The sequence below is a fragment of the Rhodococcus sp. 06-418-5 genome, assembly GCF_002258285.1.
Lineage (GTDB): Bacteria > Actinomycetota > Actinomycetes > Mycobacteriales > Mycobacteriaceae > Rhodococcoides.
Genome location: NZ_NOYE01000027.1, coordinates 18,170 through 42,522, shown reverse-complemented (window position 1 = coordinate 42,522; position 24,353 = coordinate 18,170). Strand labels below are relative to the sequence as shown.

General features: G+C 66.5%; 20 protein-coding genes. 11 read left to right on the top strand and 9 right to left on the bottom strand.

From position 1 onward, the window contains the following. Positions 1–112 precede the first annotated feature (112 nt). Together upp and CH274_RS20805 are read left to right on the top strand one after the other, a co-directional pair. Positions 113–736 carry a uracil phosphoribosyltransferase gene (upp, locus tag CH274_RS20810; protein WP_032398209.1) on the top strand — a complete coding sequence of 208 codons (624 nt, stop codon included), beginning with the start codon at positions 113–115 and terminating at the stop codon, positions 734–736. A 47-nt stretch (positions 737–783) separates the two neighbouring features. Further along, entirely contained in the window at positions 784–1,665 is an 882-nt protein-coding gene (locus CH274_RS20805; protein WP_256980279.1) for a DUF2797 domain-containing protein, read from the top strand. Positions 1,666–1,681: 16 nt separating this feature from the next. On the opposite strand, the gene CH274_RS20800 is transcribed toward CH274_RS20805, so the two are convergent. Next, positions 1,682–3,283 carry a phospho-sugar mutase gene (locus tag CH274_RS20800; RefSeq protein WP_094658847.1) on the bottom strand — a complete coding sequence of 534 codons (1,602 nt, stop codon included), beginning with the start codon at positions 3,281–3,283 and terminating at the stop codon, positions 1,682–1,684. Further along, the gene (locus tag CH274_RS20795; protein WP_371828388.1) at positions 3,280–4,182 is read right to left on the bottom strand and encodes a purine-nucleoside phosphorylase; all 903 of its coding nucleotides are present in this window, start codon (positions 4,180–4,182) and stop codon (positions 3,280–3,282) included. Before CH274_RS20795 ends, CH274_RS20800 begins: the two co-directional genes overlap by 4 nt. Between CH274_RS20795 and CH274_RS20790 the strand changes: the two genes are divergently transcribed. From CH274_RS20790 to CH274_RS20775, 4 genes are all read left to right on the top strand, one after another. After that, positions 4,181–4,885 carry an enoyl-CoA hydratase/isomerase family protein gene (locus tag CH274_RS20790; RefSeq protein ID WP_032397449.1) on the top strand — a complete coding sequence of 235 codons (705 nt, stop codon included), beginning with the start codon at positions 4,181–4,183 and terminating at the stop codon, positions 4,883–4,885. The two genes, CH274_RS20795 and CH274_RS20790, sit on opposite strands and share 2 nt — an antisense overlap. Before the next feature lie 113 nt (positions 4,886–4,998). Beyond that, positions 4,999–6,162, top strand: a complete 1,164-nt coding sequence (locus CH274_RS20785) for a M20 family metallopeptidase (RefSeq protein ID WP_094658858.1) — start codon at positions 4,999–5,001, stop codon at positions 6,160–6,162. Next, positions 6,159–7,322 carry a M20 family metallopeptidase gene (locus CH274_RS20780; protein ID WP_094658845.1) on the top strand — a complete coding sequence of 388 codons (1,164 nt, stop codon included), beginning with the start codon at positions 6,159–6,161 and terminating at the stop codon, positions 7,320–7,322. The genes CH274_RS20785 and CH274_RS20780 overlap by 4 nt, the downstream gene beginning before the upstream one ends. A 17-nt stretch (positions 7,323–7,339) precedes the next feature. After that, complete coding sequence (locus tag CH274_RS20775; protein ID WP_218829232.1) at positions 7,340–7,801, top strand: SAM-dependent methyltransferase; 462 nt, start codon at positions 7,340–7,342, stop codon at positions 7,799–7,801. Between the two features lie 13 nt (positions 7,802–7,814). Here the strand turns inward: CH274_RS20775 and CH274_RS20770 are convergent, their stop codons facing one another. Beyond that, entirely contained in the window at positions 7,815–8,279 is a 465-nt protein-coding gene (locus tag CH274_RS20770) for a gamma-glutamylcyclotransferase (protein ID WP_032397447.1), read from the bottom strand. Positions 8,280–8,460: 181 nt separating this feature from the next. On the opposite strand from CH274_RS20770, the gene CH274_RS20765 reads away from it, so the two are divergent. The 3 genes from CH274_RS20765 (at position 8,461) to glpD (ending at position 13,021) form a co-directional block, all read left to right on the top strand. Further along, positions 8,461–9,864: an NAD(P)H-quinone dehydrogenase gene (locus tag CH274_RS20765; RefSeq protein ID WP_094658843.1), complete on the top strand. Its 1,404-nt coding sequence runs from the start codon at positions 8,461–8,463 to the stop codon at positions 9,862–9,864. A gap of 142 nt (positions 9,865–10,006) precedes the next feature. Continuing rightward, positions 10,007–11,224: an aminotransferase-like domain-containing protein gene (locus tag CH274_RS20760; protein WP_094658841.1), complete on the top strand. Its 1,218-nt coding sequence runs from the start codon at positions 10,007–10,009 to the stop codon at positions 11,222–11,224. Positions 11,225–11,290: 66 nt separating this feature from the next. Then, complete coding sequence (gene glpD / locus CH274_RS20755; protein ID WP_032397444.1) at positions 11,291–13,021, top strand: glycerol-3-phosphate dehydrogenase; 1,731 nt, start codon at positions 11,291–11,293, stop codon at positions 13,019–13,021. A 148-nt stretch (positions 13,022–13,169) separates the two neighbouring features. On the opposite strand, the gene CH274_RS20750 is transcribed toward glpD, so the two are convergent. The 4 genes from CH274_RS20750 to CH274_RS20735 all read right to left on the bottom strand — a co-directional run bounded on the left by CH274_RS20750 (position 13,170) and on the right by CH274_RS20735 (position 20,276). Next, positions 13,170–14,426: an RNA polymerase sigma factor gene (locus tag CH274_RS20750; protein ID WP_094658839.1), complete on the bottom strand. Its 1,257-nt coding sequence runs from the start codon at positions 14,424–14,426 to the stop codon at positions 13,170–13,172. Next, a complete protein-coding gene (locus CH274_RS20745; protein ID WP_094658837.1) occupies positions 14,423–14,773 on the bottom strand; it encodes a YciI family protein in 351 nt (116 codons plus the stop codon). The genes CH274_RS20750 and CH274_RS20745 overlap by 4 nt, the downstream gene beginning before the upstream one ends. Positions 14,774–14,866: 93 nt before the next feature. Then, entirely contained in the window at positions 14,867–15,655 is a 789-nt protein-coding gene (locus CH274_RS20740) for a DNA-formamidopyrimidine glycosylase family protein (RefSeq protein ID WP_032397442.1), read from the bottom strand. Positions 15,656–15,698: 43 nt separating this feature from the next. Next, positions 15,699–20,276 carry an ATP-dependent helicase gene (locus CH274_RS20735; protein WP_373453939.1) on the bottom strand — a complete coding sequence of 1,526 codons (4,578 nt, stop codon included), beginning with the start codon at positions 20,274–20,276 and terminating at the stop codon, positions 15,699–15,701. Between the two features lie 96 nt (positions 20,277–20,372). Here CH274_RS20735 and CH274_RS20730 point away from each other — a divergent pair, with 96 nt between their 5' ends. Both CH274_RS20730 and CH274_RS20725 read left to right on the top strand, forming a co-directional pair. Continuing rightward, positions 20,373–20,624 carry a hypothetical protein gene (locus tag CH274_RS20730; protein WP_032397441.1) on the top strand — a complete coding sequence of 84 codons (252 nt, stop codon included), beginning with the start codon at positions 20,373–20,375 and terminating at the stop codon, positions 20,622–20,624. Between the two features lie 108 nt (positions 20,625–20,732). Next, on the top strand, positions 20,733–21,257 hold the full coding sequence (locus CH274_RS20725; protein WP_094658835.1) for a J-domain-containing protein: 525 nt from the start codon (positions 20,733–20,735) through the stop codon (positions 21,255–21,257). Here CH274_RS20725 and CH274_RS20720 read toward each other — a convergent pair. Both CH274_RS20720 and CH274_RS20715 read right to left on the bottom strand, forming a co-directional pair. Further along, positions 21,241–22,806, bottom strand: coding sequence for an NAD-dependent epimerase/dehydratase family protein (locus CH274_RS20720; RefSeq protein WP_094658833.1), 1,566 nt, complete (start codon positions 22,804–22,806; stop codon positions 21,241–21,243). The genes CH274_RS20725 and CH274_RS20720 overlap by 17 nt on opposite strands. Continuing rightward, a complete protein-coding gene (locus tag CH274_RS20715) occupies positions 22,803–24,032 on the bottom strand; it encodes an aminotransferase class I/II-fold pyridoxal phosphate-dependent enzyme (protein ID WP_094658831.1) in 1,230 nt (409 codons plus the stop codon). The genes CH274_RS20720 and CH274_RS20715 overlap by 4 nt, the downstream gene beginning before the upstream one ends. Between the last annotated feature and the right edge of the window lie 321 nt (positions 24,033–24,353).

Below are 24,353 nucleotides of genomic sequence, written 5' to 3'. Positions count from 1 at the left end.
TCGATTCACGGTCGCCGAGTGCGACGCCCAACTGGTTCGACGCGGGTACGCGCCATTCGGTTCCCCCGAGTTGCCGTTCGCGCCCCGCCGCAAAGGTCCTATCCTGGTCGGCATGGAAACACACGTGGTCGATCACCCACTGGCCGCAGCCCTGCTCACCACGATGCGGGACGAGCGCAGCGACAACGCCACGTTCCGGTCGGCTCTGCGCCAGCTCACCCACATGCTGGTCTACGAGGCCACCCGCGATGCCGCGATCGACACCTTCGAGGTTCGGACACCCGTCGCGGTCACCGAGGGAACCAGGCTGGCTCGACCGCCGTTGCTGGTTCCGGTTCTGCGTGCGGGCCTCGGCATGGTCGAGAAGGCCAGCAGCCTCATCCCGCAGTCCGGCGTCGGTTTCGTCGGGATGGCCCGAGACGAGGAAACGCACCAGCCCGTCCCGTACATGGAGTCGCTGCCCGACGATCTGTCGAGGACGCCCGTCTACGTCTTGGACCCGATGCTCGCCACCGGCGGATCCATGGTCCACACGATCGAACTGCTCGTCGGCCGCGGCGCAGCCGACGTGACCGCCATCTGCGTCGTCGCTGCTCCCGAAGGGGTTGCCGCCCTCGAAGCCTCGGGTCTGCCGGTGCGACTGGTGGCCGCGAGCATCGACGACGGCCTCAACGACAACGCCTTCATCGTTCCCGGCCTCGGCGACGCGGGCGATCGTCAGTTCGGCCCGCGCTGACGAACGCTGCCGCGCCGAGTCTGGTCCTCGGCGTCTCGTGGCCGTCGGTGGCGTCACCTGCACCGCAGCCCGGCTTGCGGCTGCTCGACGTCGCCACCGAGCAGATCGAGTTCCGCGAACTGGTCGGTCGCACGCTCGGATTCCGTGCGCCGGGTGCGTCGACCGATCGGTACTGCACCGGGCGCATGGCATTTCGGGCCGACGGCCCGCCGCGCTACGTGCCGTGCCCCGGCCGGGAGCGGGCCGTCGCGTCGGGGCAGTGCGCGTCGTGCGCGGACAAGGACAGCTTCCGATTCGTGCACACCGTGCATCGCAGCGGGTTCGTCTCGCGGGATCTGGAAAAGCATGTCATGCAACCGCATTGGTTGTATCTGGCAGCGTTCGCCAACGGCACCTTCAAGATCGGGACGGCAGCGGACACCCGTAAATGGGGTCGATTGGCCGAGCAAGGTGCCATCTGCGCTCGGTACGTCGCTCACGCGGACGACGGAAAGGTCGTCCGAGTAGCCGAGGATCTCGTGACCGAATCGATGGGACTACGGCAGGCGGTGCGGTCGGCCGCAAAGGCCGCCTCGCTGTGTTTGCCGATCGACGTCGACAGGCTCGATGCCGCCGCCGCTGCTCGGGCCGAGCAGGTCCGCGAGATGCTGACCGAGGCAGACATCGCCGGATGCACTCCGATCGACGAACGATGGGCCCCGCCCGCAGGCCGGGAAGCGTTGAGCGAGAACGTCAGCCGCGTCGCCTACCCCGCAGACATCGCAACCGGATCCCACGGTCTCGAGATCAGGACCTGCGTCGGGCAGGCGGTGATCGCGACCGTCGACGACGAGACCTACGTCGTGGATCTGGCGGCGCTGAAGGGTCGGCGAATCGAACTGGGCGCCTTCACGTCCGATCTGCCTGCGGTGCAGTCGGCGCTGTTCTGAGGGTTCCTCGACGCGCCTAGAGGTGTTGGGCGTAGTCGGTCAGTTCGGCCAGGATCTCGGCTGCTGCCGCCCGCGCTCTCGGCAGGTCCTCTCGGCCGACGACCTGCTCGATCACTTCGAGGTAGGCCTTGAGCTTCGGTTCGGTACCGGACGGTCGCACGATCACCCGCAGCCCCGATCCGCTGATGTCGACTGCGTCGGTGCGTAATTCGTCGTCGCGCTGGGCGTAGTCCACAACGGTGACGGCCCGACCGGCCAATTCGGTCGGCGGTTCGGTGCGGAGCCGGTCCATCATGTTCCCGATCTCGGCGAGGTCCTGCACCCTCCGCGAGACCTGTGCACCCAGGTGTACGCCGAACTCGACCGCGAGGTCGTCGAGCACATCGAGCAGGGTGCGGCGCTCCTGCTTCAGGCCGGCGGCCAGGTCGGCGAGTACCACGGCGGCCGAGATGCCGTCCTTGTCGCGCACCACCGTCGGATCGACACAGTGTCCGATGGCCTCCTCGTAGGCGTACACGAGGCCCTCACCCGCACGGACGAGCCACTTGAAGCCCGTCAGGGTGCGGGCATAGCGAGCGCCGCGCGCCGGGGCGAGCGCAGAGAGCAGTTGTGACGACACGATCGTGTTGGCCACCAACGGGTCTGCGGGGCAATGACTCAGCAGGTGGTTCGCGAGGAGGGCACCGGTCTCGTCGCCGGTCAGCATGCGCCAGCCGTCGGGCCCGGGAACTCCGACCGCACAGCGGTCGGCATCGGGGTCGAGTGCGATCGCGATATCGGCGTCGATGTCGGCCGCCAGTGCGAGCACCGCGTCGGCCGCGCCCGGTTCCTCGGGGTTGGGGAACGTCACGGTCGGGAACGCGGGGTCCGGTTCGAATTGGTCCTCGACCACCCGGATGTCACGGAACCCCGCACCACGCAGTGCGGCCGTCGCGAGCTCGCCACCGACACCGTGCAGGGGAGTCAACGCGATGCGGATGTCTCGACGCGTCGAACGTGGCAGTGCGACAACGGAGTCGAGGTATCGCGCTGCGATGTCGGAGCCGCCGGGCTGCACGATCGCGCGCGGGATCTCGACCGCGTCGGCCGTGGCGGCGATCAGCGCTTCGATCTGGGCGTCACTCGGCGGGATCAATTGCGAGCCGCCGCGTAGGTACACCTTGTACCCGTTGTCGGCCGCAGGGTTGTGCGACGCCGTGATCTGTACGCCGAGTTCGGCGTCGAGTGCCCGCACAGCGAAGGCGACGACGGGGGTCGGCAGTGGCCGCGGCAGCATCACCACGGAAAAGCCCTGCGCGGAGAAGACTTCGGCGGCCGCGACAGCGAACTGCTCGGATCCGTTTCTGGCGTCGCGACCGACCACAACGGTTGACCCGCCGAGACCGTTCTCGATCAACCACGCCGCGATGCCGGCCGAGGTTTTCGTCACCACCGCCACGTTCATCCCGTTCGGTCCCGCGCGCACCGGGCCACGGAGCCCCGCGGTGCCGAACGTCAGGGGACCGCTGAACCTGTCGGCGAGTTCGGCGTCGGACAGGCCGTCGAGTTCCTCGCGGGCGACGGGGTCGGGATCGCCTGCGATCCATTGTTGCACCCGCTCGGTGAGCTCCTCGGTCACAGGCGTGAAACCAACTCGTGCAACAGCGCTCCCATGCGAGCGGCGGAATCCTTTCCGGCAGCGAGCACTTCGGTGTGATCGAGGTGTTCGCCGGTCATTCCGGCGGCAAGATTCGTCACCAGAGAGATGCCGAGGACGCGTGCACCCTTCGCGCGAGCGGCGATCGTCTCGTGCACCGTAGACATCCCCACGAGGTCGGCACCGAGCGTGCGCAGCATCTTGATCTCGGCGGGCGTCTCGTAGTGGGGGCCGGGCAGTCCGGCGTAGACGCCGTCCTCGAGCGACGGGTCGATCCGTGCCGCGAGCGCGCGAAGTTCGGGCGAGTACGCGTCGACCAGATCGACGAATTCGGCACCGACGAGGGGCGAGCGAGCCGTGAGATTGAGGTGGTCGGAGATCAGCACGGGCTGCCCGACGCTCATACCGTCCCTGATACCGCCTGCAGCGTTGGTCAGCACGACGGTCGTGGCACCGGCGGCGATCGCGGTCCGCACGGGATGCACGACGCGTCGTAGATCGTGGCCCTCGTAGGCATGAGTGCGTCCCTGGAGCAGCAGTGTGTGGGTACCGCCGACGTCCACCGAGGTGATGGTGCCGGAATGTCCCGACGCCGACGGCGGCGCGAAACCGGGCAGGTCGGCCATGCGCACGGTCGCGGTGGGGGAGCCGAAGACGTCGGCTGCCGCCTGCCATCCGGAACCGAGAACGATGGCCACGGTGTGGGTATCGACCCCGGTTGCTGCGGCGAGTGCGTCGGCGGCGGTGCGCGCGGCACCGTCGGGATCGGTCACGGGGTCGGTCGTATGTGCGTCGGTGGTTGCCACGATGAACAACAGTAGGAGATCGACGACACGGATGTGCGACCGGCGGAAGTTACCGTTGGGTAGTATCCGCTGCATGCCTTATCTCGAACGCGACGGCGACGTCCACATCCTGTTCCTCGGTGCCCAGGACGGAGCGGACAATCCAGAGAACCGTTTCCACCCGGACTGGATCGACACCACCCACGCGTTGCTCGACGAGGTCGAGGCCTCGGAGGGCCCGGCGGCGCTGGTCACCACGTCGGCAGGCAAGTTCTACAGCAACGGTCTCGACACCGACTGGCTGTTCGCCAACCTGGACAAGATCACCTGGTATCTCGACCGCGTCCACACCCTCTACACCCGGTTGCTCGCTTTCCCGATGGCCACCGTCGCAGCTGTGCAGGGGCATGCATTCGGCGCGGGCGCGATGTTCGCCACCTCGCACGACTTCCGTGTCCAGCGCGCCGACCGAGGCTTCTACTGCCTGCCCGAGGTGAACCTGAACATGCCGTTCACCGTGGGAATGTCTGCTCTGATCAACTCCCGGCTGCCCAAGCAGACCGCCGTCGAAGCCATGACGACCGGTCGCCGCTACGGCGGTGCCGACGCAGTGGCCGCCGGAATCGTCGAGGCGACGGCATCGGAGGAGACGCTGCTGTCCGACGCGGTCGCGAAGGCGGCGGCGCTGACGAGCACCCGGGGTGCGAACCTTGCCGGGATCAAGAGTCGTATGCACGTGGATCTGCTCGCCGCGCTGAACACCACGACAGACGACAGCAACTTCAGCTTCGGGAAGTAGCAGGACCGTCGTCACCCGCGACTCGGCACAGCTCTGTTCCGACACTCGGTCGCGCTAGTGACACACTATCTCTCGTGATCGACGAATCGAACAGTGCTGCCGTGGGCGAGGCGATGGACCGCGCCCTGGCCGACGCCACCGACGAAGTGGTCGCGCTCTCGCACTCGATCCACGCTGAACCGGAGCTGGCGTTCGCCGAACATCGCAGCGTCGCCAAGATCCTCGATACCCTCCGGGCGCACGATTTCGAGGTCGAGACGGCCGTTGCAGATATGGACACCGCCTTCACCGCGTCGTTCGGCAGCGGCGATCTGGTGATCGGTATCTGTGCCGAATACGACGCTCTACCCGAGATCGGTCATGCGTGCGGGCACAACATCATCGCGGCCTCGGCTGTGGGTGCTGCGCTTGCGCTCGCTCCGGTCGCCGACGCTCTCGGCATCACCGTGCGAGTGCTCGGTACCCCGGCCGAGGAGACCGGCGGCGGCAAGGTGTTGATGCTCGAGCGAGGAGTGTTCGACGGCGTCGGCGCGGCGTTGATGGTCCATCCCGGTCCACTCGACATCGTCGGTGCGACGTCGCTGGCGCTGGCGGACATCGCCGTCGAGTTCACCGGCCGGGCCGCCCACGCGTCCGCCGCTCCCGAGTGGGGGATCAACGCAGGCGATGCGGTGACCATCAGTCAGGTGGCACTCGGGCTACTGCGGCAGCACCTCGCGCCGGGTCAGCAGTTGCACGGCATCGTCAGTGACGGGGGTGCGGCCCCGAACATCGTGCCCGGCCACGCGGAGTTGCTGTACTACCTGCGCGCGAACACCACCGAATCGCTGCACGCTCTGACCGCGAAGACGTACGCGTGTTTCGAGGCAGGAGCGATCGCCACCGGGTGCACTCACGAGATCCGTACGGTGTCGCCGACCTACGCGGCGTTGACGCCGGATTCGTGGCTGGTCGCGGCATTTCGGCAGGAGATCGAAGCGCTGGGCCGATCGCCCCTCGCTCCGGATTTGGAAGGATTTCGCCCGTTGGGCAGCACAGACATGGGAAACGTGACGAATGTTCTACCCGGTATCCATCCCGTCGTCGGACTCGATGCAGGAGGGTCGGTGACGCATCAGCCGGAGTTCGCCGCCGCGTGCATCACGGAGTCGGCCGATCGGGCATTGTTCGACGGAGCCCTCGGTCTCGCCAGGACCGCTGCGCGTGCCGCCGCCGATCCCGGTACCCGCGCTCGTCTGCTCGACGGCGTGATCGCCCGCTCGGCGGCGCAGTCGTGAGCACCCGAGAAGACGCGATCGATCGGTGGATTCACGCGCACACGGCCGACCTGTCGCTGTGGCGTCGGCACATTCACGCCAATCCGGAACTGGCTCGACGCGAATTCGGCACCACCGCATTCGTGATGGAGCATCTCGAAGCAGCGGGCCTGTCACCCAAGCCGCTCCCCGGCGGAACAGGGTTGATCTGCGACATCGGACCCGACGGTCCCCGGGTGGCGTTGCGGGCGGACATGGACGCCCTGCCGCTGCAGGAGAACACCGGCGCGGTGTACTCGTCGACCGTGCCTGGGGTGTCCCACGCCTGTGGGCACGACGCACACACCACGGTGTTGCTCGCAACCGGGCTGGCGCTTGCGTCGCTGCCGGACCTGCAGTACGGGGTGCGTCTGATCTTCCAGCCCGCCGAGGAGGTCATGCCGGGCGGTGCGCTCGACGCGGTGGCCGCGGGAGCGCTCGACGGCGTCACCAAGATCTTTGCGCTGCACTGTGATCCGCGGCTCGAAGTGGGGCAGGTCGGCCTACGTCTCGGAGCGATCACCTCGGCGGCGGATACCGTCGAGCTGAGGCTGGATTCGCCCGGCGGGCACACCTCGCGGCCACATCTGACCACCGATCTCGTGTACGCGCTCGGCACCGTCATCACCGGCCTGCCCGGAATGTTGAGCAGGCGAATCGACCCGCGGACCAGCACGGTCATGGTCTGGGGAGCGGTGGTCGCCGGCCAGGCTCCCAACGCCATACCGCAGACCGGCATGCTGACCGGCACCGTCCGCACCGGCGACCACGAGACCTGGGCATTGCTCGAACCGTTGGTCCGCGAGATCGTCACCGGATTGCTCGCACCGACCGGGGTCCGATTCGAGCTGCACTACCGTCGCGGCGTGCCTCCCGTGGTCAACGATCCGGAGTCGACGCACACGTTCGAGAAGGCCATCGGCCGGGTCGGACCCGACGCGCTGGCCGATACCGCGCAATCCGGTGGCGGTGAGGATTTCTCGTGGTACCTCGAACGCGTGCCGGGCGCAATGGCTCGACTCGGTGTGTGGCCGGGTACCGGACCACAACTCGACATCCACCAACCCACCTTCGATCTCGACGAACGAGCACTGGCCGTCGGCGTGAAGGTGATGACCGCAATCGCGCTGGATCCGACCTAGAGGTGGGGGACGAGACGGTGTTCGACGTGTCGCCGATCGGGATCGTCGGATCCGATCGCGCCGAAGTGGTCGACGACAACTGGGGGTCGGTCGAGTCCGTGATCGACCTGCACGAGAGTGTCCTCGACGCCGACGCGACCCTCGGTCTCGCCGAGTTCTCCCACCTCGAGGTGATCTACGGCTTCCACCTGTGCGATCCCGCCGCGACGACCACCGGCTCACGGCACCCCCGCGGTGATACGACGCTTCCTCGGGTGGGTGTCCTCGCTCAACGAGTCAAGGACCGACCCAATCATCTCGGGGTGTCGCGGTGCGAGCTCGTCGGCGTGGACGGACTGCGCCTCCGAGTCCGAGGTCTCGACGCGATCGACGGCTCACCGGTGTTCGATATCAAGCCGTTCCTGCAGTCCATGGTTCCGAAGCGTGAAGACGTGAGGGAACCGGCGTGGGTGGCGTCGGTCATGAAGAACTACTTCTGAGCTGGATGTCCGGCTACGAGGTGGTACCCGGGCCGACGTTGCGGCTGTTGCGGGTGCGTAAGTCTCGCACGTATTCGGCTGGGGCACCGGCGATTTCGGCTGCCTCCGCCATCACGCCGAGGTAGCGTGCCGACGGCAGACCGCCCTCGTAGGCGTCGAGTACGTACATCCACGCGAGCACCGGCTCCCGGCCGGTCTCGATGCGCAGCCGGATCTTCCGATGAATGCCGAGTTCAGAGCCCTCCCAGCGATCCAGACTCTCCTCGTCCTCCTCGGACACGTCGTAGAGCACCACGAACACCTGCGAGTCGGGATCCTCGACGACCGTCGCCAGCGCGCCTTCCCAGCCGATGTCGCCGCCGCCGAAGGTCAACCGCCATCCGTGCAGCCATCCGGTTCCCGACAGGGGCGAGTGAGGGCATCGCTGCAACATCTGCTCCGGATGCATGTTCGATCCGTACGCGGCATAAATTGGCACGTCGGCCAGCCTAAACCGTATCGGTGCACACTGACGCCCCGTGGTCGTGTTTCGGTGCGTCGCCCCAGGTCCGGCCTCCCATCGGGCCGACGAAGCCAGCCCTACCGACGCGCGAGGACAGCCTCTCGAATACCGTTGACGCGAGACAACGAGAGATTTCGAGCACGCGAGAAGAGGATCAATGACCCGGATTGTGATCATCGGTGGTGGTCCGGCAGGGTACGAAGCAGCGTTGGTTGCCGCACAGCACGGCGGAGAGGTGACGCTCGTCGATTCCGACGGTATCGGCGGTGCCTGCGTCCTCTGGGACTGCGTGCCGTCGAAGACGTTCATCGCGTCGACCGGCATTCGCACCGAGATGCGTCGAGCCAGCGACCTCGGCATCTCCCTCGATCCGTCGCAGGCCGCCGTCGCATTGCCGAAGATTCACGACCGTGTGAAGAGCCTCGCGCAGGCGCAGTCGTCCGACATCGCCCACCGCGTCACCTCCGTCGGGGTGCAACTGATGGCCGGACGCGCCGAGATGATCGACTCCCATGTCGGGATGGCCTCGCACCAGATCAAGGCCGTCCTCGCCGACGGCGAAGAACGCATCCTCGACGCCGATGTCGTGCTCATCGCGACCGGAGCCCGCCCCCGCGTGGTCAAGGGAGCCGAGCCCGACGGCGAACGCATCCTCAACTGGCGTCAGCTCTACGACCTCGAGGCTCTCCCCGAACACCTGGTGGTCGTCGGATCCGGTGTGACCGGTGCCGAGTTCGTCTCGGCCTACACCGAGATGGGCGTCAAGGTCACCGCGGTCTCGAGCCGTGACCGCGTCCTCCCGCACGAGGACGAGGACGCCGCGCTGGTGCTCGAGGACGCGTTCAACGAGCGCGGTGTCACCCTCGTCAAGCATGCCCGCGCCGATTCGGTGGTCCGCACCGACGACGGTGTTCTCGTCACGCTCTCGGACGGTCGTACCGTCGAGGGCAGCCATGCGCTGATGACCGTCGGATCGGTGCCCAACACCTCCGGTCTCGGTCTCGAGAGGGTCGGCATCGAACTCGACAAGGGCGGATATCTGCGCGTGGATCGCGTCTCGCGTACCGCGGTCGCGGGCATCTACGCAGCCGGCGACTGCACCGGTCTACTGCCGCTGGCCTCGGTCGCGGCGATGCAGGGACGCATCGCGATGTACCACGCACTGGGGCAGGCGGTCAGCCCGATCAAGCTCAAGACCGTGGCCTCGGCGGTGTTCACTCGGCCCGAGATCGCGTCGGTCGGCGTCGCGCAGTCCACGATCGACGCAGGCGACGTGCCCGCGCGCGTGGTGATGCTGCCGCTCACCACCAATCCGCGAGCGAAGATGAGCGGCCTCAAGCGTGGTTTCGTGAAGATCTTCTGCCGTCCGGCCACCGGCGTCGTCATCGGCGGTGTCGTGGTCGCCCCGAGTGCGTCGGAGCTGATTCTGCCCATCGCGATGGCGGTGCAGAACAATCTGTCGGTCAACGACCTGGCCAACACGTTCTCGGTGTACCCGTCGCTGTCCGGTTCGGTCATCGAGGCCGCGCGCCAGCTGATGGCGCACGACGATCTGGACTGATCTCACGATGTGAGAATTGCGTTTCATATTTCGGTAGCACGTGAGACAGTCGAAGGAGCGGACACACCCGTCCGCTCCTTCTTCGACTCAGCGGATCCGCGGGCCGTTCTTCCCCCATTCCTGCTGCCCCGGAGTCTCTCTCATGTCCTCTACGTACCTTCCCGCCGGCCTGGCCAGGCGCACCGACTCGCTCACCAGCTCGGCCATCCGCGACCTCCTGTCCCTCACCGCACGTGACGACGTGATCAGCCTGGCCGGAGGTCTACCGGCCACCGATCTGATACCGGTCGACCGCATCGCCGCAGCCGCAGAGGCTGCGCTTCGCCGCCCCGACGCGGTGCAGTACTGCGAGACATCCGGCCACCGCACTCTGCGCAGCGTCATTGCGGCCAGGGAATCGGCCGTGCGCGGGGGAGTGCCCGTTCCGGTCGAGTCCGTCATCGTCACGCACGGTTCGCAACAGGCCCTGACGTTGCTCGCGCAGGCCCTGATCGACCCGGGCGCTGTCGTCGTGGTCGACGAACCCGCGTACACCGGTGCGCTGCAGGTCTTCTCTATCGCCGAAGCGAGCATCGAGTCCATTCCCCTGACCGATACCGGAATGGACACCGACGAACTCGAACGTCGACTGACAGCGGGACTGCGGCCCGCTGTGGTCCACACCGTCGCCAACTTCCACAATCCGCGTGGAGTCACGATGAGCGAGCAGCGACGTCGTCACCTCGCGGCGCTGGCGGATCACTACGGATTCTGGGTGATCGAGGACGACCCGTACGGTGAGATCTGGTTCGGAACAACGGAATCCGGCGTCGACGCCCCGCCGGCACCGATCGCGCGTCACAGCGATCGCGTCATCCGACTGTCGAGTGCGTCGAAGATCCTGGCTCCGACGCTCCGAGTCGGCTGGTTCGTCGCCCCACCCAGCGTCTGTGCGGCGGTGGAACTGCTCAAGCAGGGCGCGGATCTGTGCGGATCCTCGCTGACGCAGTCGATGACGGCGGAGATGCTCGCCGACTCCGCGTGGCTGAACGCACACCTGACTGTTCTGCGGCACGAGTATGCCTGCCGTGCAACGGCATTGATCGCCGCTCTCGCCGCACAGTTCGGTGATCGGCTGGTCGTTTCACGCCCCGCGGGAGGGATGTTCGCCTGGGCCACCTTCCTGGACGGAACCGACACCGGCCAGTTGCTCGATGCGGCACTCGAGCACGGAGTTGCCTTCGTGCCGGGAACGGCGTTCGCGTCGGGTGCGCAGTACCGTCACTCGCTCCGGTTGAGCTACGCCGGATCCACCCCGCCCGTGCTGGCAGACGCAGTGCAACGATTGGCCGCCGCGCACTCGGCAGGTTCTGCGGCCTGACGACCAGGGGCGGTAGCCTGACGTGCAAGCAATGCGGGGATTTTCGAAGGAGAGGGAGCGTTCGAGATGAGCAACCGATCGAATACGAAGTTCCTCGGACCCGACCAGCGGGTGGAGGCGTGGGACCAGCTCGGAACCGAGCAGTTCGACGTAGTTGTCGTCGGCGGTGGCGTCGTCGGCTCAGGAGCGGCCCTCGACGCGGCGACGCGCGGACTGAAGGTCGCCCTGGTCGAGGCGCGTGATTACGCGTCGGGAACGTCCTCTCGCTCGTCCAAGATGTTCCACGGCGGGCTTCGATACCTCGAGCAGCTCGAGTTCGGGCTCGTGCGCGAGGCCCTGCACGAACGCGAACTCTCTCTGTCCACGCTCGCACCGCACCTGGTCAAGCCGCTGAAATTTCTCTTCCCGCTCACGCATCGGTTGTGGGAGCGGCCCTACATCGCCGCGGGGATCTTCCTCTACGACCGCATGGGTGGGGCCAAATCGGTGCCGCAGCAGAAGCACCTGACTCGATCCGGTGCACTGCGTATGTCGCCCGGGATCAAACGCAAGTCGCTGATCGGCGGGATTCGGTACTACGACACCGTCGTCGACGACGCCCGGCACACCATGATGGTCGCCAGAACGGCCGCCCACTACGGCGCAGTGGTGCGCACATCGACCCAGGTGGTCGGATTCCTGCGTGAGGCCGACCGGGTTTCCGGTGTCCGCGTGCGTGATTCGGAGACCGGTGCCACCACCGAGGTGCGGGCACACGTGGTGATCAATGCCACCGGCGTGTGGACCGACGAGATCCAGTCACTGTCCAACATGCGCGGCCGGTTCCGGGTACGCGCCTCGAAGGGCGTGCACATCGTGGTGCCGCGCGATCGAATCGTCAGCGAGGCCGCGATCATTCTGCGCACCGAGAAGTCGGTGCTGTTCATCATTCCGTGGGGCGCGCACTGGATCATCGGTACCACCGACACCGACTGGAACCTCGATCTCGCACACCCGGCCGCCACCAAGGCCGACATCGACTACATCCTGGGCGAGGTCAACTCGGTGCTCGTCACGCCGCTCACCCACGAGGACATCGACGGGGTCTACGCGGGCTTGCGGCCACTGCTCGCCGGCGAGAGCGACGAAACCTCCAAGCTGTCCCGGGAACACGCGGTCGCTCGGGTTGCACCCGGACTCGTCGCCATCGCGGGCGGCAAGTACACGACCTACCGCGTGATGGCCGAGGACGCAGTCGATCTGGCCGCCGAGGACATCCCGGTGCGGGTGGCGTCCTCGATCACCGAGAAGGTGCCCCTCGTCGGTGCCGACGGCTACTTCGCGCTGGTCAATCAGGCACCGCACCTGGGCGAGATGCACAAGCTGCATCCGCATCGGGTGACGCATCTGCTCGACCGATACGGTTCGTTGATCGACGAGGTGTTGGCCATGGCCGACGGCAAACCCGAACTGCTGCAACCACTCACCGACGCGCCGGCATACCTCCAGGTGGAGGTGGTGTACGCCGCGGCAGCGGAGGGCGCACTGCATCTCGAGGACGTGCTCTCGCGTCGGACCCGAATCTCGATCGAGTACTCGCATCGTGGGATGAACTGCGCGGGTCAGGTCGCTGCATTGATCGCACCGGTTCTGGGCTGGGACGAGGCCACGGTCGATCGTGAGGTCGAGACCTACCGCGCCCGAGTGGAGGCCGAGATCGAGTCGCAGCGTCAGCCCGACGACGAGTCGGCAGACGCACTGCGCGTCGTCGCGCCCGAGGCCCGCCAGGAAATCCTCGAACCCGTTCGCACGATCTAGCGCAATCGAACCAGCGTCCGGGGCGCGCGAGCGGCCGTCGCGCCGGAGACGGCCATGACGAGCAGGGTGAGTATCGCAAGTGTCAGCATGCGATCCATGGTGGTCGGCGAAGCTGTGAAGGGGCTTGGTCGCACCTGACAGGGAGCTTTCAGGTCTCTTCCCGTCGTCGCTCGACAGGGTGGGAGGGCGGCGCGAGCTGCGCCTCGAGATACGCCCTCTCTGCAGGCGACGGGCCGAGAGCGAGCGCGGTCGTTCGTGCGTTCCTGGCCTCCTCCGCGCGGTCCAGGCGATCGAGCATCACCGCTCGACAGGCATGCCACAGGTAGTGGCCGCCCAGAGAATCGATGGCGTCGAGTGCGTCGAGCCCGGCGGCAGGCCCCTGGCTCTCTCCGATGGCCACGCCGCGGTTGAGTGCCACGATCGGTGTGTTCTCCACAACCGCCAACGCGTCGTACAGCGCGACGATCCGAGACCAGTCGGTGTCGGCGTAGGTCGCTGCTGTGGAGTGACACGCGGCGATGGCTGCCTGGACGGTGTAGCGACTGGGCCGAGAGTCGTTGCGCCGCAGAGCACCCTCCATCAACCGGACGCCCTCCTCGATCGCCTCTCGATTCCATCGAGATCTGTTCTGATCCTCGAGCCTGACGAGGCCGCCCGATTCATCGGTCCTGGTCGCCCGGCGCGAATCCGTGAACAGCATGAGGGCCAGTAGCCCCCGAAGTGACGGCTCGTCGGGCATCAGGTCGATCAGCACGCGGGCCAACCTGAGTGCCTCGTCGCACAGTCGAGGCCGCACCAGCGTCTCGCCGCCGAGATGGCCGGCCGTGAACATCAAATACACCGTGGTGGCCACCGCGTCGAGTCGTTGCGGCAACTCCGCCGAATCCGGTACTCGATACGGAATGTTTGCAGCTGCGATCTTCTTCTTCGCACGCGTGAGCCGTTTGGACATGGTGGCCTCGGGCACGAGCATCAGTCGGGCGACGTCGGCAGTGGCGAGCCCACAGAGAGTGCGCAGGCTCAGTGCCACCTGCGCCTCGACGGAGAGCGTCGGATGACAGCAGGTGAAGACCAACCGCAGAAGATCGTCGTCGATCTCGGACTCGTCGCTCTCGCTCCAGTTCTGGTTCGACACGGCGAGATCCGCCGCCTCTCGTTCCTTCGCGGTGCGCCCGGCCTCGCGTCGGAGGATGTCGAGCGCCTTGTTGCGGGCCACGGTCGTGAGCCAGGCACGCGGATTGTCGGGCACACCCGATCCGGGCCAGTGAGCGAGTGCGGTCACCACCGCCTCGGAGACCGCGTCCTCGGCGACGGCGAAACTGCCGGTGGTGCGCACGAGGGTCGCCAGGACTCGGCGACCCTCGTCACGGACCGCGGCCGAGAGGTGCTCGGCCGGTGTACTCATCGAGTCATCGGAATGACCGGCCGAACCTCGACTGCTCCGTTCCATGCCGCCGGGATCTGGGCGGCCAGTGCGATCGCGGCATCGAGGTCCTGTGCCTCGAGGAGGAAGAACCCGGCGAGCACCTCTTTCGCCTCGGCGAACGGACCGTCCGTTGTCAGGACGTCGCCGCCCTTTCCTCCCGACACGCGCACCGTGGTGGCGGTCGACGTGGGATGCAGGACCGCTCCGCCGGTGATCGCGGATCCGGCCGCGGCACTGAATGCACCGTATTCGGCCATCTCGTCGGCGACCTCGGGCGAGGTCCAGTCGGCATCATGGGTGTAGACGATGGCTGCGTACGTGGTCATGAAGACTCCTCGGGTTCGTTGCGATCGGCACCGTTTGCCGACCTACACACGAAGGACGAACGGGGTTCGTCGAAAAGGACACCACGGACCGAACTATCTCGCCACACCTCGTTTCTGGCAGTGTGGGCAGTGGTAGATCTGGCGTTCCTCCAGGGGATTGTCTCCGATCAGACCGAATTCGATGGTGGTTCCGCAGCGTCTGCACGGCTTGTTCTCGCGCCCGTACACCCAGAAGTGTCGGCCCGGACGTCGATCTCCGGTGGTGACGCGTTGGTTGCGATCCTTGTTGGCCATGATCAATCGGTAGGACAGGTCGATCGTCTTGCTCAGGTCACCGGCTTCGCCGACCGGGGTGCGCGGGTCGACGCCCCGGAGAAAGCAGATCTCGTTGCGGTAGACGTTGCCCAGGCCGGCAATGTTGCGCTGATCGAGAAGCGCGAGCCCGATCGGCCGGGCCGGATCCGCTGCGAGCCTGGACAGCGCCACGTCGGGATCCCAGTCGGGACCGAGCAGATCCGGTCCGAGATATCCGACGGCATCGTCCTCGTCCTCGAGGATTTCGAGCACTCCGAGCTCGAAACCGATGGCCTGCGCGTCGGCGGTGTTCAAGATGATCCGCGCCTGGAACGCAGGGCGGCGCCAGCGAGCACCGGGTGCGTAGACGTGCCAGGTGCCCTCCATCTTGAGATGCGAATGAATGGAGTATCCGCCGACTCGAATCAGCAGATGCTTACCGCGTGAGGCGACGGAATCGACGGTCTCGCCGGTGAAGTCGACTGTGGCGTAGCGCGGTACGCGAATGTCGCAGGTGGTGAGCTGTCGGCCCTCGAGTGCGGCGCGCAGGGTGTTGGCGGCGCGCCAGACGGTATCGCCCTCGGGCATCGGTGTTCGTGTCCTCTCCGGTGGTCTCGCAGGCAGTGGGCAATCAGCGACGCAGGCGAAGTCCGCGTGGGGTCGCCGAGAAACCTGCTTCGGTCAAGGTCTTGGCGAAGTCGGTGCCGTGGATGTCGTGACCGTTGATCCGCTCGACGAGTAGCTTGTCGACTCCGCCGCGGCGAACGGTGGCCGCCAATGCGGTTGCTGCAGCGCCGATGTCGTCGGCGTTCTCACCGAACGTGAGCACCGACTTCCCGCCGCGTTCGACGAACATCGTCAACTCGCCCCGAACGAGGACGACCAGTGCACCGGCCTTTCGGCCCGGCCGATGCTTCGTCGTCTCGTCCGGCGTATCTCCGACACCGGCCTCGCCGCTGCCGGCTTTCGGCCAGGGCAGTGCTCCGCCGTAGGGGTTGGCCGGATCGCACGACGCGAGTACGACAGCGCTGGCGTTCTTCTTCGGTTCGTCGTAGCTGCGTAATCGGTCGACCACGTCGGAGGTGGAGAACTGCGCACCGCCGAGTGAGTCGACGAAGTAGCCCCGACGGCATCGACCGGAATCCTCGAATCCGGTGAGCACCTTGTACATCGTGGCGAAGCCGCCGGGCACACCTTCGTTCATCACCGAACCGCGGGTCACCACGCCGTAGCGTTCGAGCAGGACGTCGGCGGTCGCGTGTGCACGGACGGTGAGGTCGGGTTCGAGCTCGGGCAATCGTGACCATCGCCCACCCGCCGTCGGCGGTCCGGTTCGGGTCGGGAGCGAGGGACGCTCGAATTGTCGGTACGAGCGCAACCGCGGTGTACGGCGAGGTGCACGATGACTCGGGGCCGAGCGGGTGGTCGTGGAGTTCAGCAGCGCACGAAGCGGAGCGAATGTGTCGTTGCTCAGACGACCAGCCCACACCAGCTCCCACAGTGCAGCCTGCAGTGCGGTGTCGTCGGTACTGCCGACGGTGTCGGACAGCTGCCGGAAGAAGTACGCACCGCCCCCCGCGACGGCGTCCTGAATGCGAATCTGCAGTTCCGACAGATCGGACTCGGCTGCAGGCACCAGGGTCAGTGGTGCGGTGTCGGCCATGTGCAGGCTCACCCAGCCGTCCTTCGACGAGATCGCGCCGTGTCCGGACCACAGCACCTCGCCGGTCGAGGTGAGCTCGTCGAGCATCGCCGGACTGTAGTCGGTCACCCGCGACGAGAGCACGAGAGATTCCCACGCCGATGCCGGAACAGGAACGCCCGCAAGCTGTTCGATGACGGTCGCGACGCCGTCGATCCCGCTCAGGCGTCGGCTGTCCACGTGCTGCCACGCGGGCAGGAAGCGGCCCAGGGTGGCGGTGGAGACGGGTTCGACCTCCTGCCGGGCCGCAGCCAGCGACCGCCGCCGCAGTCGCCGAAGTACCTCGGCGTCGCACCATTCGCTACCCGTGGCACCGGGCCGGAATTCGCCCTCGACGACGCGCTTGTCGACGGCGAGTCTGCGTAGGACGTCGCGTACCACGGCGGTGCCGACCCCGAAGCGCGCCGCTGCGTCGTCGAGGGTGAACGGTCCGTGGGTTCGGGCATACCGGCTGATCAGGTCCACCAGCGGATCGTCGACGGGTTCGATGAAGGCGGCCGGAGTACCGATGGGAAGCGGGACGCCCAACGCATCGCGCAATCGAGCGGCGTCCTCGATGGCCGTCCACCAGTTCCGGCCGGCGAACGAGACCTCCATCGCCCGTTTGGCGTCGGCGAGTTCGGCGAGCCACTGCGGATATTCGTCGCCGTCGGTGCGCAGGCCGACTTCGTCCACGGTCAACGGTCCGAGCAGGCGTAGCAGGTCGGCCACGCCTTCGATGTCCTTGGCGTGACGGTCCTCGGGAAGACGCTGCAGTTCGAGTTCGGTGGTGGTGATGACGCTGTCGTCGAGCAGCTCTCGCAGCTCGACGCGTCCGAGCAGTTCGGCGAGGAGCGCCGAGTCGAGTGACAGTGCGGCGGCACGGCGTTCGGCCAACGGGCTGTCGCCCTCGTACATGAATGCGCCGACGTAGTTGAACAACAGCGAATTGGCGAACGGTGACGGTGACGGCGTTTCGACATCGACGATTCTGATCTGGCGTCGGCCGATGCGGGCCAGGATGTCCTCGAGGGCAGGAAGGTCGTAGACGTCCTGCAGGCACTCGCGGACGGTTTCGAGCAGGATCGGGAACGTCGGGTACTTGCGTGCCACGTCGAGCAGCTGAGCCGAACGCTGGCGCTGCTGCCACAACGGCGCGCGTTTGCCCGGGTTTCGGCGGGGGAGAAGCAGTGCGCGCGCGGCACATTCGCGAAATCTCGATGCGAACAACGCCGACCCGCCGACCTGCTCTGTGACGATGTCGGCGATCTCGTCGCGCTCGAACACGAACAGTTCTGCGCCCGGCGGCTGGTCGTCGGTGTCGGGGAGCCGGACGATGATGCCGTCGTCGGATGCAGTAGGAGCGGCGTCGATGCCGTAGCGCTCGATCAGTCTCGCGCCGACTGCGAGGGCCCACGGCGCGTGTACCTGCTGACCGTAGGTGGAATGCAGCACGAGCCGCCAGTCGCCCAGTTCGTCGCGGAACCGCTCGACGATCATCGTCTTGTCGGTGGGCAGTTGCCCCGTCGCCTCGAGTTGCTCGTCGAGCAAGGCGATGAGGTTGTTGACGGCGTTGGCGTCGAGACCGTCGGAGCTCAGTCGCTCGGCGAGGTCGCTGCGATCGGTGGTGCTTCGCAGGAATTCGCCCAGCGCCTGGCCCAGTTCGGCCGGTCGACCGAGACCGTCGCCGTGCCAGAAGGGGAGCCGGCCGGGTTGGCCGTACGCCGGGCTGACGAGCACCCGATCGTGGGTGATCTCCTCGATGCGCCAGCTGGTGGCACCGAGTGCGAACACATCACCCACTCGCGATTCGTAGACCATTTCCTCGTCGAGTTCGCCTACCCTGGACTGCTTTTCACCGACCATGTAGACGGTGAACAGTCCGCGGTCGGGGATGGTGCCGCCAGAGGTGACGGCCAGTCGCTGCGACCCGGGGCGGCCGGTGAGAGTGTTGGCGTCGCGGTCCCACACCAACCGCGGGCGAAGTTCTGCGAACTCGTCGGAGGGGTAGCGGCCCGAGAGCAGGTCGAGAGTCGACTCGTAGGCGGATCGGGGCAGCGTGGCGAAACTGCCTGTGCGACGGACCGAGTCGAACCAATCCTCGGCGTCGATCGGTTCGAGGGCGCAGGCTGCCACGGTCTGCTGCGCCAGGACGTCGAGAGGGTTGGCGGGAACGAACAACGCCTCGATCTTGCCCGACGTCATGCGTTCGACCGTGACCGCGCAGTGGATCAGGTCGGTTCGATGCTTGGGGAACAACACGCCCTTGGAGATCTCGCCGACCTGGTGGCCTGCGCGTCCGACGCGCTGCAGACCGCTGGCCACCGATGGCGGTGCTTCGACCTGAACGACCAGATCGACTGCGCCCATGTCGATTCCGAGCTCGAGGCTGCTGGTGGCCACGACGCAGCGCAGCCTGCCGGTCTTGAGGTCGTCCTCGATCAGTGCGCGTTGGTCCTTGCTGACGCTGCCGTGGTGGGCCCGGGCCAGCAACGGATCGGCACCGTGGTTGACGTCGTTCGGAGTGCCGACCTGCGAGGGCGGCTTGTGTTGCGTCTCCACGCCCTCGCCGATCCGCTCGGCGTACACCTCGTTGAGCCGCGCGGTGAGCCGTTCGGCGAGGCGACGGGAATTGGCGAAGACGATGCACGATTTGTGCTCGAGGATGAGATCGACCATCTTCTCCTCGACGTGCGGCCAGATCGAGCCCTGCGCCGGGGGAGCGGCGGAGGTGTCGGCGTTCGGATCGGTGACGCCCAGTTCGGTCATGTCCTCCACCGGCACCTGGACCGTCAGATCGAAGGTTTTCGGAGCGGGTGGTGCGACGATCTCGATGGGGGCCGCCCCGGCCAGGAAACGGCCCACCTCCTCGTGCGGTCGCACCGTCGCGGACAGGCCGATGCGCTGGGCGGGCTTGTCCAGCATCGCGTCGAGCCGTTCCAGGGACACCGCCAGATGCGCGCCGCGTTTGGTGCCTGCCACGGCGTGAACCTCGTCGACGATCACGGTGTCGACCTCGGCGAGGATGTCGCGGGCGGCCGAGGTGAGCATGAGGAACAGCGATTCCGGAGTGGTGATCAGAATGTCCGGCGGAGTCTTGATCATGTTTCTGCGGTCGGCGGCGCTGGTGTCGCCGGACCGCACACCGACCGAGATCTCGGGTGGGTTCAGGCCGAGGCGCTTGGCGGTCTGGGTGATGCCGACCAGTGGCGCACGCAGGTTGCGTTCGACGTCGACGGCAAGGGCCTTGAGTGGCGAGATGTAGAGGACCTTGGTCTTGCGAGTGCTGTCCGCACCCAGTTGCGCCAGCTCGTCCAAGGCCCACAGGAAGGCCGAGAGCGTCTTGCCCGAACCCGTCGGCGCCACCACGAGAGTGTGCGAACCACTCGAGATCGACGACCACGCGCCCAACTGCGCGGATGTGGGAGCAGGAAAAGCGCCGGAGAACCACTCCCGGGTCGGCCGCGACAACTTCTCCATCACCGACAGCTCGCCCGCTACGTCGGTGCCCGTACTGTGCCTGGCCATCCCATCATCATGCCCCCGGGCACCGACAGATAATCCTCACGCGGTTCTCCGATCGTGCAGCGGTGTCGATTCGAGCGATTCGGGTACACCCCTCCCATGACCGACGACCAAGAGATCATGCAGAAGATTTCCGCGAAACTCGACGCTCTGCTCGGCAGCAAGACCAACGGACTGCAGAACGAGGTGCCTCCGGGCGCAAGCATCCAATCCGACGAGGACGATGCCGAGCAGGGGCCGCTCGGTCGTGACTACCACCTGGCGAGCAAGTACGCGCAGGCGCTCGCGATCAACGAGCCACAGGTCATCGACCGTGACGAATTCGATCGATTGGTCGCCGAGTACGGCTGACCCGACACCGTCGCGACCCCGGCCCCGGCCCCGGCCCGCACACCGGTCCGGGGCTTCTTCGTGTTCGGATCTGGCGAACGGCGCAGCCACGGATCTACAGTCGGTGGGGTGACCGAGCGCAAGGAACCAGGAGTCACGTTCGAGTCCTGGGTGGACAAACAGATACGTCAGGCGCAGGAAAACGGCGCGTTCGAGAATCTGGAAGGGACCGGCAAGCCGATCCCGATGGGGGATCCCGGTGACGAGTTGTGGTGGGTGCGAGGCTTTCTGAAGAGGGAGAACCTGCCCGCCGACGCACTGCTGCCGACCGCTTTGCAGCTGCGCAAGGAGATCGAGCGGCTGCCGTCGACGCTCATCGCCATCCGGCGCGAGGACTCGGCGCGAGATGTGCTGGACGAGTTGAATGCTCGCATCGTCGACTGGATTCGGTTCCCGACGCCGCCGGTCGTGCCGCTCGGCCCGGTGGACGTCGAGACCTGGATGGAGAGTTGGCGGATCAACCGCGCCGAGGTCGACCGACTCGCGCGCGAGCACGCCGCTCAGGCGGCCCGGACGTCCGGTGCGACGACAACGGGCGTCGGCCGACCGTCGTGGTGGACACGTATCGGCAGCAGGTTCATCCGGCGGCGCTGAGGCCCGGTGTCGTAGCGCACAGGGCCAGTACATCGGCGGCGGTCGACACGAACGGAATGCTCGAGGTCCCGTCGACGCGAGTCCGGTCCGGCAGCAGGCCGTCGGATCGGCTGGGCTCGTCCATCGTCGTCCAGCCGGTCGCCCGCCGGACGATACCGCCGATCAGCGTGTCCGCCGCGTGGCGAACACCGCTGCGCACCGTGACCGGCGCGGTGTCGAGTTCCACCCGAGCGAACCGTGATGCCGCATCCACGGCGGCGGTGGTCTGCGCCGCCGACGATCGACCGCGCCGACCCGTACTCAAGCCATGCCCGGGGAGATCGAGCACGACGACATCGACGCCTCCGGCCGCGATGTCCGACGCCAACGTCGTCAGATACCGCCCGTGCGTACCGGTGTCCGCGAGAAGTACGACGGAACGATCGGATCCCGTGGACGACCGATGGATCTCGACGTGCACGCTTCCGTGACCGGTATCGAGCTGTCGATGGTCGATCTGCAGGGCCGCGAGGTCCGCGCGGCCCAGCTCCACCGCCTCGGAGGCCGGGCGTAGGGCGGCTTCGCAGGCGATGCCGCGTGCGAGGGCGTCACCGCGCCGAAGCAGCGGCTTGCCTTGTAACAGAATCATCACCGCCGCGCTCTCGTGTGCCGTGAGAGTCGGTGCCCAGCCGGTGGCGCGGCCGAGGGCAGAGGAGTCGACGATCGGTTCGCCCGGTGTCACCCACTGCCCGGAGAAGGGCGTCAGGCCCAGCCGAAACGCCACGTTCGCGACGTGGGTCGCGGCCTTCTGGGGAACGTCGAACATCACCTGCCCCTGCATCGCGGCGAGTTCGCGTACACCGACCCAGTCCACCGGACCGAGGTTGTACGGGCCGACGAGGTCGGTCTTCGCGGCTCGGTGGAACGCGTCGGCCATGTCGTCCTGATACAGGAATTGATACGACGCGCGATCCGCGTCGGGAAAGGCTCCCACCGGGCCGGTGAACTGATCGATTCCGTCGTTGGAGAAGTCGGGTCCGACGATGTAGGTGCACCGCAGCATGGAGATGGCCATCTCCTCGGGGTGTCTGCGCAGCCACCACTCCGCGTAGTGCTCCACCTCGGCCTTGTCATAGAAGTAGTAGCGGCCCGGGTCACCTGTGGGATAGGTGTTCTCGGTGAGCGGTTCCGGTGCGATGTCGGCACCGTACGCGTTGATGCTCGACGCGATCACCACCCGCGCGACGCCCGCTCGGTACGCCGAGTCGATCACGTTGCGTGAGCCGCGCAGGTTGATGTCGTGAGTTTCGGTCTTGTCCCTGAGCTCCTCGACGACGAACGCCAGATGCAGGACGGCATCGCAGCCGTCGAACAGCGTCTCGAGTTCCGGCGACCGGATGTCCGATCGGACGGAGGTGAACTTGGGGTGTTGTATTCGCGCAGGCCGACGGGCGATGCCGACGACCGTGTCCACCTCGGGGTCGTCGAACAATCTGGGCAGGATCGCGGCTGCGAAATCGCTGGTGGCACCGGTGACCGCAATACGGAGACCGCGGGTGTGCTCAGTCATCCGGGTAGTCCGGCCACGGCGTCGACGATGTGGTCCGTTGCGGTCGACAGCTGTTGTTCGGTGTGTGTTGCCATCACACACAGGCGCAGTATCGCACCGGATTTCGGCACCGCGGGGTGCAAGGCGGCGCTGGTGAAGATGCCGCGGTCGTAGAGGTTCTTCCACAGACTCATGGCCACCAGATCGTCGCCGACGTGGAGTGAGACGATCGGTGAGGCCGTGTCTCCGTGCGGGGTCGCTGATCTACCGGCTACGTCGAGCCCGGCCGACTGCAATCCGCCGCGCAGCATCTCGGCGTTGTCGAGGACGCGCCGAGCCCGATCCTTGCCCTCGTCGCTGCGGATCAGCTTGACCGAAGCCAGCGCGGCTCCCACCGCAGCAGGCACGCCGGAAGTCGTGAACAGGAAGGCGCGGGCCTTGACTCGCAGGGTGTCGATCAGATCACTCGATCCGGTGACGAACCCGCCGGTGGAGCTGGGGCTCTTCGACAGTGACGCCATCGTGACGTCGACGTCCCTGGTGATGCCGAACAGCTCGGCGGCTCCGGTGAGTTGGGGCCCGTAGATGCCGAGGCTGTGGGCTTCGTCGACCATCAGTGCCGCGTGATAACGGATACACAGCTCGGAGACGGCATCGAGCGGTGCGAGGTCGCCCTCCATGGAGTAGAGGCCGTCGACGATGACCAGCACGGCCCCGTCGTCGACGACGGGCTGCTGGAGTCGGGCCTCGAGATCGGCCATGTCGTTGTGCTTGAACTTGACCACCGACGCTCCGGAGAGCGCGCTGCCGTCGCGGATCGAGGCGTGGGCTGCAGAATCGACGATCACCGTGTCACTGGGGCCGACGATCGCGCTGATCGTTCCGAGATTCGTCTGGTAGCCGGTGGTGAAGACGAGTGCGTCGTCGGTTCCGTGCCACTGGGCGATCTCGTGTTCGAGTTCGAGGTGGAGGTCCAGGGTGCCGTTGAGCAGGCGACTTCCGGTGACGGCACTGCCGAACGTGTCGAGTGCGTGCTGAGCACCCTCGACCACCTTCGGGTGGTCGGCGATGCCGAGGTAGTTGTTGGAACCGAGCATGATCTTGTCTTCGCCCTCGACGCGAACGACGGGAGCGACAGCCGATTCCATCTTGCGGAAGTAGGGGACCACATCGGCTTCTCGGACGGCCCGCAGCAAATCCACGCGTTCGTCGCCGCCGAGTCGTTTCATCAATCTGTTGACAACCATCGTGTACCAGAACTCCTCACAGAGTCGATTGTGGTTCGTCGCGAATTCATGGGTTGATTCGGAGCCGGCGGCGACATCGATCGGTATTCGACGAAAGAATATTCGATGTTTCGATAGACGCTTTCGCAACGGAAATCAGTCGGTAAAACGGCCCGAAAAAATGATCTCGGTATTTTTTGATCGCCAAGATTTTACGATATCTTTAGTTTATCTGTGCAGGTCACAGGGTATCGTCGATGGTCAGCGCGAATTCACCTGCTCCACCGCTGTGATTATGGATTACGACCGATTTGTCGCGATCGAGTGATGGCACAAAAACGG

What these genes read in the sequence shown, in the direction of transcription:
- CH274_RS20740 (WP_032397442.1), bottom strand. Translation starts at nt 15,655, where the DNA reads ATGCCCGAGGGCGATACCGTCTGGCGCGCCGCCAACACCCTGCGCGCC.
- CH274_RS20750 (WP_094658839.1), bottom strand. Translation starts at nt 14,426, where the DNA reads ATGAGTACACCGGCCGAGCACCTCTCGGCCGCGGTCCGTGACGAGGGT.
- glpD (WP_032397444.1), top strand. Translation starts at nt 11,291, where the DNA reads ATGAGCAACCGATCGAATACGAAGTTCCTCGGACCCGACCAGCGGGTG.
- CH274_RS20720 (WP_094658833.1), bottom strand. Translation starts at nt 22,806, where the DNA reads ATGACTGAGCACACCCGCGGTCTCCGTATTGCGGTCACCGGTGCCACC.
- CH274_RS20715 (WP_094658831.1), bottom strand. Translation starts at nt 24,032, where the DNA reads ATGGTTGTCAACAGATTGATGAAACGACTCGGCGGCGACGAACGCGTG.
- CH274_RS20735 (WP_373453939.1), bottom strand. Translation starts at nt 20,276, where the DNA reads ATGGCCAGGCACAGTACGGGCACCGACGTAGCGGGCGAGCTGTCGGTG.
- CH274_RS20760 (WP_094658841.1), top strand. Translation starts at nt 10,007, where the DNA reads ATGTCCTCTACGTACCTTCCCGCCGGCCTGGCCAGGCGCACCGACTCG.
- CH274_RS20795 (WP_371828388.1), bottom strand. Translation starts at nt 4,182, where the DNA reads ATGCAGCGGATACTACCCAACGGTAACTTCCGCCGGTCGCACATCCGT.
- CH274_RS20765 (WP_094658843.1), top strand. Translation starts at nt 8,461, where the DNA reads ATGACCCGGATTGTGATCATCGGTGGTGGTCCGGCAGGGTACGAAGCA.
- CH274_RS20730 (WP_032397441.1), top strand. Translation starts at nt 20,373, where the DNA reads ATGACCGACGACCAAGAGATCATGCAGAAGATTTCCGCGAAACTCGAC.
- upp (WP_032398209.1), top strand. Translation starts at nt 113, where the DNA reads ATGGAAACACACGTGGTCGATCACCCACTGGCCGCAGCCCTGCTCACC.
- CH274_RS20790 (WP_032397449.1), top strand. Translation starts at nt 4,181, where the DNA reads ATGCCTTATCTCGAACGCGACGGCGACGTCCACATCCTGTTCCTCGGT.
- CH274_RS20785 (WP_094658858.1), top strand. Translation starts at nt 4,999, where the DNA reads ATGGACCGCGCCCTGGCCGACGCCACCGACGAAGTGGTCGCGCTCTCG.
- CH274_RS20745 (WP_094658837.1), bottom strand. Translation starts at nt 14,773, where the DNA reads ATGACCACGTACGCAGCCATCGTCTACACCCATGATGCCGACTGGACC.